This is a genomic window from Bradyrhizobium pachyrhizi (genome assembly GCF_001189245.1).
GTDB classification, from domain to species: Bacteria; Pseudomonadota; Alphaproteobacteria; order Rhizobiales; family Xanthobacteraceae; genus Bradyrhizobium; species Bradyrhizobium pachyrhizi.
This window is the reverse complement of sequence record NZ_LFIQ01000119.1, coordinates 338670-355211: the sequence shown is the minus strand read 5'-3', so window position 1 is coordinate 355211 and position 16542 is coordinate 338670. Positions and strand designations below refer to the sequence as shown.

The 16542-nt window shown below is 65.2% G+C and carries 13 protein-coding genes; 9 read left to right on the top strand and 4 right to left on the bottom strand.

Annotation, left to right across the window (positions count from 1 at the left end):
- Positions 1-67: 67 nt before the first annotated feature.
- Positions 68-1660: a gamma-glutamyltransferase family protein gene (locus tag AKL29_RS36600; RefSeq protein WP_050387492.1), complete on the top strand. Its 1593-nt coding sequence runs from the start codon at positions 68-70 to the stop codon at positions 1658-1660.
- 54 nt (positions 1661-1714) lie between these two features.
- Here AKL29_RS36600 and AKL29_RS36595 read toward each other — a convergent pair whose 3' ends face one another.
- The 3 genes from AKL29_RS36595 to AKL29_RS36585 form a co-directional block, all read right to left on the bottom strand.
- Positions 1715-2491, bottom strand: a complete 777-nt coding sequence (locus tag AKL29_RS36595) for a TetR/AcrR family transcriptional regulator (protein WP_244482619.1) — start codon at positions 2489-2491, stop codon at positions 1715-1717.
- Between the two features lie 126 nt (positions 2492-2617).
- Positions 2618-3829 carry an amidohydrolase family protein gene (locus AKL29_RS36590; protein WP_050387490.1) on the bottom strand — a complete coding sequence of 404 codons (1212 nt, stop codon included), beginning with the start codon at positions 3827-3829 and terminating at the stop codon, positions 2618-2620.
- 54 nt (positions 3830-3883) lie between these two features.
- The gene (locus AKL29_RS36585) at positions 3884-4882 is read right to left on the bottom strand and encodes a polysaccharide deacetylase family protein (protein ID WP_410712150.1); all 999 of its coding nucleotides are present in this window, start codon (positions 4880-4882) and stop codon (positions 3884-3886) included.
- A 179-nt stretch (positions 4883-5061) separates the two neighbouring features.
- Between AKL29_RS36585 and AKL29_RS36580 the strand changes: the two genes are divergently transcribed.
- The 8 genes from AKL29_RS36580 to arcC are packed head-to-tail and all read left to right on the top strand — an operon-like array spanning position 5062 to position 14754.
- The gene (locus tag AKL29_RS36580) at positions 5062-6237 is read left to right on the top strand and encodes an ABC transporter substrate-binding protein (RefSeq protein ID WP_430648908.1); all 1176 of its coding nucleotides are present in this window, start codon (positions 5062-5064) and stop codon (positions 6235-6237) included.
- Positions 6238-6275: 38 nt separating this feature from the next.
- Positions 6276-7151 (top strand): branched-chain amino acid ABC transporter permease, encoded by an 876-nt coding sequence (locus AKL29_RS36575; protein ID WP_028333379.1) that lies wholly within the window; start codon positions 6276-6278, stop codon positions 7149-7151.
- Entirely contained in the window at positions 7148-9682 is a 2535-nt protein-coding gene (locus AKL29_RS36570; RefSeq protein ID WP_050387488.1) for a branched-chain amino acid ABC transporter ATP-binding protein/permease, read from the top strand. Before AKL29_RS36575 ends, AKL29_RS36570 begins: the two co-directional genes overlap by 4 nt.
- Positions 9683-9713: 31 nt before the next feature.
- Positions 9714-10766 carry an oxamate carbamoyltransferase subunit AllH family protein gene (locus AKL29_RS36565; protein ID WP_157340700.1) on the top strand — a complete coding sequence of 351 codons (1053 nt, stop codon included), beginning with the start codon at positions 9714-9716 and terminating at the stop codon, positions 10764-10766.
- A gap of 54 nt (positions 10767-10820) precedes the next feature.
- On the top strand, positions 10821-11012 hold the full coding sequence (locus tag AKL29_RS36560; RefSeq protein WP_050387486.1) for a hypothetical protein: 192 nt from the start codon (positions 10821-10823) through the stop codon (positions 11010-11012).
- 10 nt (positions 11013-11022) lie between these two features.
- Positions 11023-12273: a YlbE family protein gene (locus AKL29_RS36555; protein WP_028333376.1), complete on the top strand. Its 1251-nt coding sequence runs from the start codon at positions 11023-11025 to the stop codon at positions 12271-12273.
- Positions 12270-13811, top strand: coding sequence for an acyl-CoA synthetase FdrA (gene fdrA / locus AKL29_RS36550; protein ID WP_050387485.1), 1542 nt, complete (start codon positions 12270-12272; stop codon positions 13809-13811). The genes AKL29_RS36555 and fdrA overlap by 4 nt, the downstream gene beginning before the upstream one ends.
- Positions 13795-14754 (top strand): carbamate kinase, encoded by a 960-nt coding sequence (arcC, locus tag AKL29_RS36545; protein ID WP_028333375.1) that lies wholly within the window; start codon positions 13795-13797, stop codon positions 14752-14754. Before fdrA ends, arcC begins: the two co-directional genes overlap by 17 nt.
- A gap of 142 nt (positions 14755-14896) precedes the next feature.
- Here the strand turns inward: arcC and AKL29_RS36540 are convergent, their stop codons facing one another.
- Positions 14897-16249, bottom strand: coding sequence for a carbohydrate porin (locus AKL29_RS36540; protein WP_050387484.1), 1353 nt, complete (start codon positions 16247-16249; stop codon positions 14897-14899).
- Positions 16250-16542 lie beyond the last annotated feature (293 nt).

The window sequence follows — 16542 nt, the reverse complement described above, 5'->3', positions numbered from 1 at the left end:
GGCGACGGCCGCTTGACAATGTAAGTAAGAATATTATTACAAACTGCTGCTTTCGGAGAACGCGCTCATGCTGCAGACCAAGCGAAGCTATAGCGGAATGGTGACCGCGCCGCATCATCTTGCGGCGCAGGCCGGGCTCGCCGTCCTCTCCGAAGGTGGCAATGCGGTCGAGGCGATGATTGCGTCCGCCGCCACGATCGCGGTGGTCTATCCCCACATGAACGGCCTCGGCGGCGACAGCTTCTGGCTGGTCGGCCGGGCGGGTTCCGCACCGGTCGGAATCCAGGCGTGCGGACGGTCGGCGAAGGCCGCCAGCCGCGCATGGTATCGCGAGCATGGCTGCAGCACCATCCCAAGCCGCGGACCGCTCGCGGCACTCACCGCCGCGGGGACCGTCGATGGCTGGCAGAAGGCCTATGAGCTCAGCCGCGATCGCCATGGGGGGCGCATGCCGCTGTCGCGGTTGCTCGAACCTGCGATCGGCTACGCCGCCGATGGCGTCGCCGTGACCCAGACCCTGCACGACAACACCTCGAAGAAGCGCGCTGAACTGCAGGATGTGCCGGGCTTTGCCGATGTCTATCTGCCGCAGGGCGTTCCGCTTGCAGTCGGCGCACGGTTGCGGCAGCCGCGCGTCGCGGCCACGTTGCGGCAGCTGGCGCAAGCCGGCCTTTCCGATTTCTATCGCGGCGACCTGGCGCGTTCGATGGCCGCTGATCTCGAACGGCTCGGCAGCCCGCTCCGCCTATCCGATCTGGAGCAGCATCGAGCCGCACTGGTGACACCGCTGTCGGTCGATGTGGCCGGGCACAAGGTGTTCAACATGCCGCCGCCGACGCAGGGCCTGGCCTCGCTGTTGATTCTTGCGCTCTATGCCCGGCGCATGGCGAAGGAGGCGGACGGGGTCGATCATCTGCACCGGCTGGTCGAGAGCACGAAGGCGTCGTTCCGCATCCGCAATCGTTACGTGACCGATCCCGACCACATGGCGCGGTCGGCGGCCGGGTTCCTCACCGACGAGTCCATTTCGGCGCTCGAAAAGACCGTTGCCGTCGATCATGCAGCGCGCTGGCCTGACCCGACGGCCCAGGGCGATACGGTCTGGCTTGCTGCGACCAACCGGAACGGCCTCAGCGTCAGCTTCATTCAGAGCATCTATTGGGAGTTTGGCTCGGGCGTCATCCTGCCCCAAAGCGGGGTCACCTGGCAGAACCGTGGGACAAGCTTCGGTCTCGCCGAGACCGATATCAACCGCCTGGAACCTGGGCGGCTGCCGTTCCACACCATTCAGCCCGCAATGGCTGAACTCAGCGACGGCCGGCTGTTGTCCTACGGCACGATGGGCGGCGAAGGGCAGCCGCAAACCCAGGCCGCGATCTTCACTCGCTACGCGTTGCACGGTCAGGATCTTCAGTCGACAGTGACCGCGCCGCGCTGGCTGCTCGGTCGCACATGGGGCGAGGAGAACAACAATCTCAAGGTCGAATCGCGTTTCGATCCTGCCGTCATCGACGCGCTACGGGCGCTCGGCCACGATATCCAGGTGGTCGGTGCGTTCGAGGAATTCATGGGCCACGCCGGCGCAATCGTCTGGCACCCGGATGGACTGCTCGAGGGCGCCACCGATCCCCGCAGCGACGGCGTCGTCGCTGCCCGGTGAAGCGAGCACCCTTAGCGCTCACCCGCAGGCTGTTCGGAATTTGCCGCGCGCGAGCTAGCGTGCGGCGCCGGCCGGTGTTCTGGCTGCGGACGGTTTCCGTTTTCCCTCGCTTGCGGCCGCCGTCGCCGTCAACCAGGTCATGATCACGTCCAGCGCGTGATGGCGACGCTTCTCCAGCCAGTCCGGCTCTCCCAGATCCTTGTCGAACATCGCCGACAGCGTGTAGCGGTTGGAGACATGAAAATAGCTCATGGCCGTGATCGTGACGTAGAGCTGAACCGGATCGACGTCGCTGCGAAAGAGCCCGACCGCGAGGCCCCGGCGAAGGATGTTTTCGATGCTCGCAACCAAGGGCAGCGTGAGGTCGGCGATCTTGCGCGATTTGCGCAGGTTGCGCCCGCGCTGCAGGTTCTCATTGTTGATCAGGGCAATATAGTTTTGGTGCGCCCCGAAAAAAGTGAACGTGAAGTTGATCAGCTCGCGCATGGCTGCGACCGGATCGAGGTCGTCGAGCTTGAGTTGTTGTTCGGCCGCGCGGATCTCGGTGTAGACGTGTTCGAGCACGGCGAGATAAAGGCCGTTCTTGTCGCCGAAATAGGCGTACAGCAACCGCATGTTGGCTTTGGCGCGTTTCGCGATGGCTTCAACCCGAGCTCCGCCAATGCCGTTGCGGCAGAATTCGAACGTCGCCGCGTGCAGGATCGCTTCCTTGGTCAACGCGGAATCGCGTGCCCGTCTGCCGCGCGTGGCGCTACGGGCCGGGTTGGTCGATGCTGTCGTTTCAGTCACGGGACAAGCTTTTCTCAGGTTGTACGAGCCCAGCGCGGACAATATGTCCCCGCCCATCATGTTCAACGGGATGCGGGGCCCTGCCGTGCAGGCTCGCGGGATTGAGATCGCTATTGCGGTGGCTCGTCAAGGGGTAACCTTCCGGATGTTTCGGTCTCCACATCCAGATCAACGCGCCGCCGTCACGACCGTGCCGCCATGCGCGACGAGGCGCCCATTCTTGTAGACGTCGCGCGGCCTGGGCCGGGCCACCACGGCCTCTTGCACGTGCTGGGCGTCGATCACGACGAAGTCCGCCGCCGCGCCCTCGGCCACCCCATAGTCCGGGAGGCCGAGTGCCTGCGCGGCGTTGGTGGTCACCATGTTGAACGCCGCCGCCAGGTCGGCATCGGTGCTGAAGCCGGAGCGGTAGCCGACGATCATGGCGCGCTCCAGGAGGTCGCCGTCGCCGTAGGGCCACCAGGAATCGCGGATGTTGTCATTGCCGGCGAATACATTGACGCCGGCATCGCGCAGCAGCAACACCGGCGGAAACGCATGCGCTCCGGGCGCGTTGGTCAAAATGGCGACTCCAGCCTCGGCGAGCAGCTGCGCGGTGCGCTGAACCACGTCTCGAGGCACCTCGCCGAGAGCATAGGCATGGCTGATCGTGACCTTGCCGCCGAGCCCGAGGGCCTTCGTCCGGCGTGCAATGTTCTCGATCTCGAAGATACCGAGCAAGCCGCCGTCATGCAGGTGAATGTCAATGCCGACCCCACGCCGGTCAGCAATGCCGAAGATGACGTCGAGATGCCCGTCGATGTCGGCATCGTAACCCGCCGGATCGAGGCCGCCGACCAGGTCTGCGCCGGCGCGAACCGCCTCGTCGAGCAGTCCGGCCACGCCCGGCGATGTCACGATGCCGCTTTGCGGAAAGGCGACGATCTGGACCGACACCTTGTCGCGGTACGCCTCGCGCGCGGCTATGACCTGCTCGAGATTGCGCAACCCGACTTGAAGGTCGATATCGACGTGGCTGCGCATCCGGGTCGTGCCGTGCGCGACGCAGAGGTCGATCAGCGCCGCCGCCCGCACCGCAATCGGCCTGGCGCCGGCAAGCGCTCCCTTTTCGAACTTGACGCGCTCGCGCACGCTGAAACCTGCGGTGCAGGGGCGGTGGGACTTCCAATCGTCGCCGACGAAGCCCTTGTCGAGGTGGATATGACCATCGACCAGCCCCGGCAGCACCAGGCGTCCGGCTAGATCAAGGGTTTCGCCGGCCGCGACCGGCGATTGCGAGTGCGACGCGATCGAGGTGATGCGGCCGTCGCGCACGGCGATATCGATGGTGCGTCCATCGCCCAATCGGGCGTTTCGAAATAGCGTGTCGGCAGTGCTCACTGGTCGTCTCCGGTTCGTTGCAACGGCGAGGCGATCGGGCCCGATTTGTTTCCATCATGTTGGGACGATGCCATCGGGCAGCGCGCGCGAGAACGCGGCTATTCCTCCAGCGGTGGTGATCCAGATCTCGTCACGACGCGCCAGGATCGTTTGCAGGGCGCGGCGCAGCGGACGCAGGCGGTGCGGCTGCCCGACCAGATAGGGGTGCAGTGCAATTCCCATGACGAGCGATTGCCCTTTCGACTGTGCCAGCATCTCCTCGAACGTGTCGGTGATCATGGCGGCGAACTGCTCGCCGGAGTCCTTGCGACCGACGATTGAGGGGATATCGTTCAACTCCTGCGGATAGGGCACTGAAAGGATGCGGCCGCCGTTCCGCGTCGAGAACCACACCGGCTGATCGTCCATGCACCAGTCGAGCAGGTACTCGTAGCCTGCTTCGGCCAGTAGATCGGGCGTGACCTGTGATTGCGAAATCCAGGGCCCCAGCCAGCCGCGCGGCGGCCGCCCTTCGGCTCGTGCGATGACATCGGTCGCTTCCGCGATCAATTGACGCTCCTCGTCAGGCGCAAGCACACCCTGGCGCTCGGAATTGGTGCGGCCGTGACCGACGATTTCGTCGCCGCGGGCGCGAAATGCCTCCATGATTTCAGGGCAGTAGTGATAGATGCTGCTGTTTGCAAGCACCGACAGCGGTAGCTCCAGCTCGTCGAACAGCTCGATCAGGCGCCATACGCCGACGCGGTTGCCATAGTCGCGCCAGGCGTAGTTGAGGACGTCCGGATGCGGACCGCCGGGGCAGAGCTCGGCACCGAGCCCGTCGCCGAACGCGAAATGCTCGAGGTTGAGACCGACGTAGACGGCAAGCCGCCGTCCTTGCGGCCAATTGAAATCCGGGCGTTGCGCGATCGCGCTGTAGCGATAGCGTCCGTGAGCGGCGAGGGCCGGTCCGACAGAATCCGAGCGCAGCACGGCTTCCCCGCGCGACAGGCGGTCGCCATCTTCCGCGATCGAGATCAACACGTCGCGGGCCTCGACAATCCTTGGGTCCATCGGAATTTTCCCCGCGCGGTTGATCGCTCGCTTGACATCGGAATATTTTTGAAGAAAGTTTTTACTTCCGTCAAGTCCGCGCATAAGCGGCAGCGGAGGAACTGGCGGCTTCGATGCCGAGGCCGCCATCAGCGGAGGAACACCGAAGATGAACTTCAGGAGCATAGTTTCGTCCGGACCTGCGCGTCGTTGGCCGGCTTGGCACGCCGCAGCGACGATCCTGCTGGCCGCGTTGCCGTTCGCGTCCGGCGCGCGCGGCCGAACCGATCAAGATCGGCCTGGTGACCGCCCTGTCGGGACAGTCGGCGCGCGCCGGCGAGGCGCTCACCCGCGGAGCGACGATCGCCATCGAGGAAATCAATGCGAAGGGCGGCGTGCTCGGACGTCCGCTCGAGCTCGTCCGCCGCGACGATGAGAGCAATCCGGCCAAAGGGTTGATCGCCGCGCGCGAGCTGATTCAGCGCGAAAAGGTCGCCGTCCTGGTCGGCGGCCTCGACACGCCGGTCGAGCTTGCCATCGTGCCGTTCGTCAACAACGTCAAGGTGCCGTTCGTCGTGCCGTGGGCCGCCGGAACCAACATCACGCGGAACGGCGCCCCGTCCAACTACGTGTTCCGCGTGTCGGCCATGGACGATGAGGTCGACAAGGCGATCGTCCAGTTCTCGCGCAAGACCTACAATGCGAAGAAGCCCGGGCTCATCCTGGTCAACAATCCCTGGGGCGAGTCGAACGAGCATGGGCTGAAGGCGGCATTGAAGGCCGCAGGAATCGAGCCTGCCGGCGTCGAGAAGTTTGAAGGCAACGACGTCGACGTCGTTTCCCAGCTGTCGCGCTTGAAGCAGGCAGGCGCCGACACGCTCTACCTGGTCGGCAACGTCGGACCGTCCTCCCAGGTGGTGAAATCGCTCGACCGCATGGGCTGGGCGCCGCCGATCGTCTCGCATTGGGGACCGGCCGGCGGCCGTTTCACCGAGCTCGCCGGGCCGAGCGCGGAGAACGTGATCTTCGTCCAGACCTACAGCTTCTTCGGGAACCTGTCGCCCGTCGGCAAGCGAGTGATGTCGGCGCTGCAGGCGAAGTATTCGGATATCAAGGGGCCTGCGGACGTGACGCCGGCGGTTGGCGTCGCCAACGCCTACGACTCCATCCTGGTCATTGCGCGAGCAATCGAAAAGGCGGGCGGCACCGAACCGACCGCCGTCCGTGACGGTTTCTACGCCATCGACCGCGTGGACGGCTTGATCAAGACCTATGAGAAGCCGTTCGCGCAGGACAAGCACGATGCGCTAACGGCGGGCGACTACATCTGGGCGCGGTTTGAGGACAACCACATCATGCCGTTCGCGCGGAACTGACCGCGAGATCGTCCGACAAACAAGCAGGGTGGTCATCGATGTCATTTCTTCCCGCGGTGATAACAGGGCTGGCGCTTGGGAGCATGTATGGGCTGCTTGCGCTTGGCTTCCACGTCACCTACGCCGTCTCCGGCACGGTCAATTTCTCCCAGGGCAGCTCGATGACCCTGGGAGCCGTCGCCGGCTACTTCTTCCTCGTGCTGTGGGGATGGCCGGCCGCGGCCGGCATTCCCGCCGTTCTGCTCGTCTGCGCGGTCTACGGCCTGCTGATTGAGCGCCTTGCCGTTCGGCCGTTCGTGCAGCGCGGCTCCGACAACTGGCTGATGGCGACCGTTGCGGTCGGCATCATCGTCGACAACGTGATGATGTTCGTCTTCGGCAAGGAGCCGCGCAGCTTTCCGTCGGTCCTGGCGGCCAAGCCGATCCAGATCGTCGAGGGCGCCGGGGTCTATCCGTTGCAGCTCCTGATTCCCGTGGTCGGATTGCTGCTGGCGCTGGCACTTCATCTGCTCAGTCGCCGGACGCGTCACGGTGTCGCCATGCTCGCGGTGGTCCAGAACCCGAACGCCGCGCGGCTGATGGGCATCAACGTCAGCGGCGCCATCGCGGCAAGCTACGCGGTCTCGGCGATGCTGGCCGGCGTTGCGGCGCTGCTGATCGCGCCCCTGTTCAACGTGTCCTCCGAAATGGGCACGCTGTTCGGCATCAAGGCCTTCGCGGCGGCGATCATCGGCGGCCTCGGCAGCGCCTGGGGCGTGATGCTGGCCGGGCTCTGTCTCGGCCTGATCGAGGTGTTCGCGACCAACTATCTGGGATCGGTCTACACCCAGATCATCACATTCGCCTCGGTGATCGCGATACTTGTCGTCCTCCCCCACGGGCTGCTCGGCCGAGCCGGAGTGAAAAAGGTATGACCTCCCGCGTCTCCGTTCTCGCCGCCGTCGCGGCACTCGCCGCCGCCATCCTCTATGCCGCCGTTGCCGACAGCTACGGCGTGTTCCTGGTCGCGACCATCTCGCTGACGGCGATCGCCTGTATCGGCCTCAACGTGCTGCTCGGTCTCGCCGGGCAGATCTCGCTCGGCCACATCGGTTTCATGGCGATCGGGGCCTATACGACCGTGCTTCTGATGGAGAAGGCGGGGTGGCCCTATCTTGCGGCGACGGCTGCAGCGATTGCTCTTGTCAGCGTCGTCGGTGGCCTGCTCGCCATGCCGGCCTTGCGCGTGCGAGGTCCATATCTCGCGATGGTGACGATCGCCTTCGGCTTCATCGTCGAGCACGGCACGATCGAGTGGCGCGACCTCACGGGCGGCGGCAACGGCCTGATCCTGACCGCGCCGCCGGAGGTGTTCGGCTTTCCACTGTCGGAGCGGCATTTGGCGATCGCGGGCATCGTGTTGGTGTTCGCCGGCCTCATCCTGTTCGAGCGCTTGAAGCGCAGTGGCTGGGGCTACGCCATGCGTGCCGCCCGCGACACCGAGGTTGCGACGCGCTCGATCGGCATTGATCTCGTGCGGGTCCGCACCGTGGCGTTCATCATCTCGGCCGCAGCGATGGCGCTGGCGGGGGCGCTGTTTGCGCCCCTCCAGGGCTATATCAGTCCGAGTTCGTTCCCCTTTCTGCAATCAATCCTGCTGCTGTTCGGCGTCATGGTCGGCGGCGCCGGCTCGGCGATGGGGCCGATGATCGGGGCAGCGCTCGTCGTGCTGCTGCCGGAAATGCTGTCCGATCTCGCGGAGTATCGTCTGCTTGCTTTTGGCGTGTTGCTCTTCGCCGTGCTGCGGGTCGCGCCCTCTGGCATCATGGGGCTGATCGAGCAATTCGCGGCAAGGTTCCTGCCGACGGGATCGAAGGCCGATACGGGTGCGGGGGACGTCGAGCCGGTCGCCGACCTCGGCATCGGGACCAGCAGCGCGTCGCGTCTTGACGTCACAAACCTCTCGATCTCGTTCGGCGGTGTCCGCGCCGTGCAGGACGTCTCGTTTACCGCCGAAACCGGCACGGTGACCAGCGTCATCGGCCCCAATGGTGCGGGGAAAACCAGCGCGCTGAATCTGCTTTGTGGCTTCTATCGTCCGAAATCCGGCACCGTGAAGCTTGGCGACCGCGACGTCACCGGTTTGCCGTCGCACCAGCTTGCACGTGTCGGAGTGGCGCGAACGTTCCAGACGACGCAGCTATTCGGTTCGCTCTCGATCATCGAGAACGTCCTTCTGGCGGCGGCGGCCGGCAAGCTCGGTAACATCGTGTCGGCGCTGCACAATGACGCGCAGGAGCGCCTTGCGCGGTCGCTGTTGCGCTTTGCCGGTGTCGACGGCGATTTGAGCAGACGCGCGGACGCGCTGCCCCATGGCGAGAAGCGACTGGTCGAGATCGCGAGGGCGCTCGCCTTGCGTCCGAAGGCCCTGCTGCTCGACGAGCCGGCCGCGGGTCTTTCGAAGGGTGACAAGCAGCGGCTGACGGTTCTGCTCCGTCGCATCGCGGAGACCGGGATCGCGGTGATCATCGTCGAGCACGATATGCCGATGATCATGTCGCTGAGCGACCTCATCGTCGTTCTCGATGGCGGCAAGCGCATTGCGATCGGCGATGCGGCGGCGATCCGCAACGATCCGCTGGTCCGCAAGGCTTATCTCGGCGACGCGCCGTCCGGTGAGCGGCGCCGCGCGCCGCGCCCTGCGAAACAAGGCACGGCACTCGAAGTCCGCACACTCGATGCCTTTTATGGCCTGTCACGGGCGCTCGGCGGGATCGACCTTGCCGTCGCGCCCGGCGAGGCTATCGCCGTACTCGGCGCCAATGGAGCGGGCAAAACCACCCTGATGCGCTCGATTGCCGGTCTCGAACCGCCGCGGTCGGTCGGTGAGATCAGGCTGTCCGGCGGCCGCGTCGACAAGATGCCGGCGCATATCCGCGCCAGGGCCGGCATCGTGCTGGTACCCGAAGGACGGCAGGTGTTTCCCGAGCTGACGGTGCGGCAGAACTTGCAGCTCGGCGCCTTCGCACGCAAGGGTCTTGATCTCGATGCGGAGATCGACGCGATGTTTGCCCGCTTTCCGCGCCTGAAGGAACGCATCAATCATCGCGCGGGCCTTTTGTCGGGCGGCGAGCAACAGATGCTCGCAGTCGCGCGTGGGCTCCTGACCGCGCCCAAGGTCTTCATGCTTGACGAGCCATCGCTTGGACTGGCGCCCCTCGTCGTCGACGAGCTGTTCGCCTCGTTCGAGCAGCTTCGCGTCGAGGGGATGACCTTGATCGTGGTCGACCAGATGGCCGGGCAAGCCCTTGCGCTTGCCGACAGGGCCTATCTGCTCGAGACCGGCGCCATCCTGAAGAGCGGTGCGGCCGAAATCATCGCGGAGGATCCCTCGCTTGAAGCCGCCTATCTCGGCGGAGAGGCTCACGGCAGTAGCGTGCCGCGAACCGCCGTGCTCGCGTCCTGACGCCATGGTTGCGCAACGGGAGATCGGTGTGATGCGGCCAGGCAATACGTTTCGCGACCTGCCCGGCGCGCCCGTGTCAGAACGATTCGACGGCGGTGCCGTGATCGAGGTCGGCGTGCTTGCCCGCCGCGCGCTGCGCAGCGGACGGCGCGGCCGTATTGCGGCGGTGTTCGAGCGCAGCCTTTATGCGGTGCTCGACGATCGCTGGATCTGCATCGGTGTCAAAGACCTCGGCTCCGGCCCGCTGCATCTTCTGTGCACCGGGATCGAGCCGCGGCTGCTCGTTCCCGGACAAGAGGTTGCGATCCTCGACACGATGCTGCTCGTCGACGGTATGCGGTTTGCCGGTTTCGAGACGGCCTCCGTATGGGCGCCGCCGCCTTCGCCGGAATGGACGATCGACAGTTTGCGGGCAGGGCTTGCGATGGTCGATCAGGTCTGGCGTCGCTTGCCGGTCGAGCAGGGACTGGCGTCGTCGGGTGGCGCGGAGCCGGCCGCAAGGCCGTCGCGGGTGCTCGCTGCTGCGGCGCCGGGGCTCGCCGCGCTCAAGCGATTGATCGAGGCCGGGCTTCGTGGAGAGCGATGTGCACCGCGTGACTACCCGGAGATCGTCGAATTGATCGGACTTGGTCCCGGGCTCACGCCATCCGGCGACGACCTGATCGGCGGCGCGCTGGTCGCGCTCGCGGGCCTCGGCCGTCTCGCGACGCGCGACGCGCTGTGGAAGACCTGTCGCGCGCATCTCGGCCGCACCAATGAGATCAGTGCCGCCCACCTGCAAAGTGCCGGGCTCGGCTTCGCGGCGGCGGCGCTGCATGAAGCCATCGACGCGACGATTGGCGGACGGGTCAATCGTATCAAGTCCGCGGTCGCGGCGCTGTCGAGGATCGGGCAAAGCTCCGGACTGGATGCGTTTGCAGGTGCGTTGATGGTGGTGCGCGCGATCGAGTGCCGCCTGCTCAACGACAGCGCGCTGCATCATGCCGGTCTCGCCGGCAACGGACCGCCGACGCGATCAATCGCAGGGGGCCTAATCGATCATGCGACGCGACGGGAATTCGGACCAAAGGCTGCGCGTGTTTGACAAAGTAAAAACTTTCTTACTAAGATCGACGCATCGGATATAGGGAGGCCGCGAGTGGTGATCAAGCAGGAAGGAACGCCGAGCGGGCGTCTGTTGATGAGCAAGCCGAGCGTGGTGAACGTCGGGCTGGCAGGCTTTGTGAAAGACTTGCGGGACTGCGATATCGAGGTCGTGCAGGTCGACTGGACGCCTCCTGCCGACGGCGATCCCAAAATGGCGGCGCTGCTCGCCAAGCTCGGTACGTGAGAGCGCGGCCATGAAGCTGATCGAAGACGCCAACAAGCAGGCGCTGGCCCGCATCCTCGAGGGTGAGCCCAGGCTGATCGATATCGTTACGGCACGCGATGTGCTGGAAGGGTTGAAGGAACGCATGATCCTTCATGCCGGGCCGCCGATCACGTGGGACCGAATGTGCGGCCCGATGCGAGGCGCAGTGGCAGGCGCGATCGTGTTCGAAGGCTGGGCTCCGGATCTTGAAGCCGCCTTCGAACTCGCGGCCGGCGGCGGCGTCGCCTTCCACCCCAACCATCATTTCGGCGCGGTCGGTCCGATGACCGGGATGACCACGGTCTCCATGCCGGTGTTCGTCGTCGAGAACGTCAAATACGGCAACCGCGCCTACTGCGCCATCAACGAGGGCCTCGGCAAGGTCATGCGCTTCGGCGGCAATGACGATAGCGTGCTGGCGCGCCTCGCCTGGCTGCGTGACGTCTTCGGGCCGGTGCTGGCCAGGTCGATCCGCGCGCATGGCGGGATCGACCTGAAGGCGATCATCGCCCGCGGGCTCTCGATGGGCGATGAAATGCACCAGCGCAACCTGGCCTGCTCCAGCGTGTTCCTGCGCGAGATCGGGTCGGCGCTGGCGCGCACCTCGAACGACAACGAGGTTCTCGCAAGCTGCATTGGCTTCATCGCGCAGAACGATCAGTTCTTTCTCAACATCGCGATGGCGATGGGCAAGGCGCTGACCGATCCCGCCAACGGCATTCGCGGTTCGACGGTGGTGACCGCGATGTGCCGCAATGGAACCGACTTCGGGGTCCGCGTCAGCGGATTGGGCGATCGCTGGTTCACGGCGCCGGTGGAAATGCCGGAAGGGCTCTATTTCCCGGGCTATTCGCGCAAGGATGCCAATCCCGACATGGGCGACTCCGCGATCGTCGAGACGGTCGGGCTTGGTGGCTTCGCGATGGCGGCAGCTCCGGCGGTTGCCGGATTCATTGGCGCCGGGGCGCCGTCGTCGGCGGGCAATTTCACGCGGGCAATGAGTGAAATCACCGTCGGGCAGAATCCGGAATGGACGATCCCCGCGCTCGACTTTGCCGGAGTGCCGACCGGCATCGACGTTCGCCTGGTGGTGGAGACCGGCCTTGCACCGGTCATCAACACCGGCATCGCGCATCGCGAGCCCGGCATCGGCCAGGTCGGCGCCGGCGTGGTGCGGGCGCCGATGGCCTGCTTCCGGCAGGCCGTCCTCGCCATTGCGGAAGATCTGGGGGTGTCATGAGCGCGTTTGTCCTGAACGAAATTCGTAAAGGCTTCTATCTCGACTCGGTGGCGTTGATGCGGTTGTCGCGCGAGATCGCGTCGGCGGCGGGCGTCGTCGAAGCCGCGCTGATGATGGGCACGCCGTCCAACCAGGCGATCCTGCGCAACGCCGGGTTGCTCGACGGCGAGGTGATCGCCCAGGGCAATGATCTGATTCTCGCGATCAAGGCCGAGAGCGAAGCGGCGGCGAGCGCCGCGCTTGCCGAAGCGCAAAAGGCGCTCGACCGTCCCAAGACGAGCAGCACCGGCGAAGCGGCGTGGCGGCCGCGCAGCATTGCCGCAGCCGTCAAGGCCGCGCCCGCCGCCAACCTCGCCCTGATCTCCGTTCCCGGCGAGTTCGCCGCGGCAGAAGCGCGCAAGGCGCTGAACCGCGGACTTCATGTCCTGATGTTCAGCGACAATGTCTCGATTGCGGATGAATTGTCGCTGAAGCAGCAGGCGCGCGAAGCGGGCCTCTTGATGATGGGACCGGACTGCGGCACCGCGATCATCGGCGGCGCGCCGCTCGCCTTCGCCAACCGGCTGAAGCGCGGGAGGATCGGGATCATCGGCGCATCGGGGACCGGTACGCAGGAGGTGTCGTGCCTGCTGTCCGAGGCGGGCGAAGGCATTTCCCACGCCATCGGCGTCGGCGGACGGGATTTGAAGAAGGAGATTGGCGGCATCACGACATTGATGGCGATCGACGCCCTTGATGCCGATCCCGAGACCGATCACGTCGTGCTCATCTCCAAGCCGCCGCATCCGGACGTCGCCAGGGCCGTGCTCGGTCGGGTCGGCCGGAGCTCGAAGCCCTACACAGTGTGCTTCATCGGCGCCGCCGCGGCGGATCTGCCGCCAAATGCACGCTTTGCGACTACATTGAGGGAAGCGGCCGAGAAAACCCTGGGCAACGGCCGGAGCATTGGGGGCACGTTCGACGCTGCCGCCGTGGCTGCGCGTTTACCGCAGCGACGCAGGGCGGCGCAGCGCATCGAAGGGCTGTTCGCCGGCGGCACGCTCTGTGCCGAGGCGCAGGTGATCCTTGCCGCGGGCGGCCGCAAGGTGGCGTCCAACGCCGCCATTCCCGGCGTCCCGCATTTCGGCGAGCCGGAGGCGCAGGGGAGGGACCGCATCGTCGACCTCGGGGCCGACGAACATACCCAGGGCCGGCCGCATCCGATGATCGATCCCTCGGTGCGCGACGATGCGTTGCGGGCGGCGCTGGCCGATCCCGCGGTCGCCGTCATCCTGCTCGATCTCGTGATCGGATACGGCGCACATGCCAATCCGGCAGCGCATCTGGCGGCCGTCGTGGCGGGCCGCGCCGATGACGCGCCGGTCCTGGTTGCGTCGGTGACGGGGACCGAGCTCGATCGCCAGGTGCGTTCGGCGCAGATCAGGCTGCTCGAGGACGCCGGCATCGTGGTGGCGCCGTCGAATGCCCATGCCTGCGACCTCGCTCTCGCTCTTTCCGTCAACGACGTCAGGATGCCGCGCTATGCGAACACTCAATGAGGTCCCGCGCCGTCTCGTGATCGCGATCGGCGGCAATGCCGTCCACCCCGAAGACATCAGCGGCACCTCGGACGAGCAGAAGGCCGTCGCCCGGCATACGGCCGAGGCGCTGCTGCCGCTCGCCGAGCTCGACAACGAGCTGGTGATCACCCACGGCAACGGGCCGGTGGTGGGCAAGATCATGATGCGCCAGATGCTGACGATGAGCCGGATCCCGCCGATGTCGATGGACATCTGCGTCGCGCACAGCCAGGGTGGTATCGGCTATCTTCTGATGCAGGCGATCGAGAACGTCTTGCGCGCGCATGGCAACGGGCGGCACGTCGCCAGCCTGCTGACCCAGGTCGAGGTCGACGCCAACGATCCCGCCTTCGCCAATCCGACCAAGTTCGTCGGACCGTTTTTCACCGAGCAGGAAGCCCAGCGCATCAGCGCCGAGTTGAACTGGAAAATGCGCGAGGACTCCGGGCGTGGCTGGCGCCATGTCGTGCCGTCTCCGAAACCGAAACATGTCTGCGACATTTCGCTGGTCGACGCGCTGGTCAAGCGCGGCACGATCGTCATCGCAGGCGGCGGCGGCGGTATGCCCGTGATCCGCGACGAACGGGGCGTGCGCACCGGCGTGCCGGCAGTGATCGACAAGGACCTGACCTCGGCCCATATCGCCAACGTGCTTGGCATCGAGGAACTGCTGATCCTGACCGCGGTGCCCCGCGTCGCGATCAATTTCGGCAAGCCCGACAAGAGGGAGCTGGATCAGGTCAGCCTGGCGGAGATCAAGGCCTATCATCGCGCGGGCCATTTTCCGCCGGGAAGCATGGGGCCCAAGGTCGATGCCGCCATCCGTTTTCTCGAGGGTGGTGGAAAGCGAGCGATCATCAGCCACCTCAATTGCGCAATGGCCGCGCTGACCGGCGAGACCGGGACTCACGTTGTTCCCTAGCGCTCGTCAGATGCGATGGCGACGCCATACGCGCGAATGGCGCCGAACTCCTTGCCGATGACCTTCAACTCCGGCACTGCTAGCCCGGCGTCGTGAGGGGTTACCATGGCTGGCTTTGCTCAAGCATGCTGGCCACCTCCGCTCAGAAGTGCACCAGCGTGCGCAGACCGAGAATCCAGGCGTTGTCGGTCTTCATGCCGGCGGCATTGTACCCGCGCCCGCCAGGATGCATCACATACTGGGCGTCGAACTTCAGGTTCATCCAGCCCGTCGCCTGCCACCCGTACCAGGCTTCGATCGGAACTTCGTTTCCTCCGGCGTTGGGCGTGAGCGCAGCCGTATTCACATGGGTCGTACCGACCGCAAAGCCGACTTCGTCCTCCGGGCGGGAGGCGAACGTTCCGGTGTGCCTGAAGCCGAATGCGATCTGGTAATCCTGGTACGACGTGCGGTGGTCGGCGACAGTCGTATTGAGGAAGGTGTACCAGCCCTGTGCCTTGGGACCTTCAACCGTCAGCCGCTGCAGGATCGATTCGTAGACGCCGTAACGACCGCGCGAATCTCCGAGATTCTGGTCCGAGACGCCGCCGGTACCCGGAGAGATCGCAATGATCCCAGGCAGGCCGCCATCAATTGTCGATGCGCTGTCATACCAGCCGCCAAATCTCCAAGTCCCGTTCAACGGACCGCTCGGCGCCCAGACCACCTCGACCGGCACCAGCACGCCCGAGGCGGGGCTAGAGCCGGGGACACCCGGCAGGAAGTAAGTCGCGGAGTCCGACGTTGTCAGGTAGTTCGGGTTGGCATCGTAGACGCCGACCGAAAGCTGCCATTCCTTGGCGAAGTTGTAGTGCACCACACCGGCCCATTGGCTCACCGGCCAATTGTAGATGTAGCCACCCTGGATGTTGCCGGGCTGGCCGCCGCAGAAGGTCAGGTTGATGAACTCGCAGAGACCAAAGAAGAAGTCGGAGCCGACCGGAAGACGGCCGCCCTTGAGTTCAAGGCGATCATCGAACAGCTTCTGCGAGTAGTAGAGTTCGGTCAGGCGAAGAATGCTGCCGCGGCCGAACACTTCGTTGGTCAGCTGCAGCGCCGGAATTCCCGCCTCGTCATTCAGGTTGCGGCCGAAGCGGTCGACCAGCGTGAGGCCAACCGTGCCGCCCTGGATGCCGGCAAGTTTTGCCATGTCGAACTTGGCCTGAAAGAAAAGCTGTCCGGCTTGGGTCGCGGTGTTCCTGTTGCCGCCCGACAAATTGCCGACGGCTTCGTCGCCCAGCGTCAGGGCCAGCGAAATCCCTCGCTCCTTTAGTTGCGTCCTGCCGAGATCGCCGAACAGATATGGTCTTGTCCAGAAATCATCGGTCTCCGTGTAAGGCACCGGCGGAGCCTTCGTCATGAGATCGGCCGCATGCGCGCCGCCGCCGCTGAACAGAGATAACAACGCCATCCCCACGCCGCACGCCCGCGCGGTGTTTACAGACCTAAGTGACATTTTCTGCGCTCCCAGCGTCCCCGGCTTTGTCTATTTTTGTGCCACGTTCCCGCCCAAAGCCCTTCAGCGGGTAACGTGGTCGTTTCAGTGCATCGATCATTCAACCAGAGATAGAATCCGTGCGCGCGCAAAGCCCTTCAAGACGGCGGCGAGGGGTCTGCCTGCGGCTCAGCTGGGCCAGGCCTGCGCGCCAATCTGGATACGAGCGCCGCGAGCTTGATTGATCTTGCGCCTCGAACTCCTTCCCCTCGTTCCTCTACTCAAGCTGCCGCGACCATATTCCCGGTCCGGGT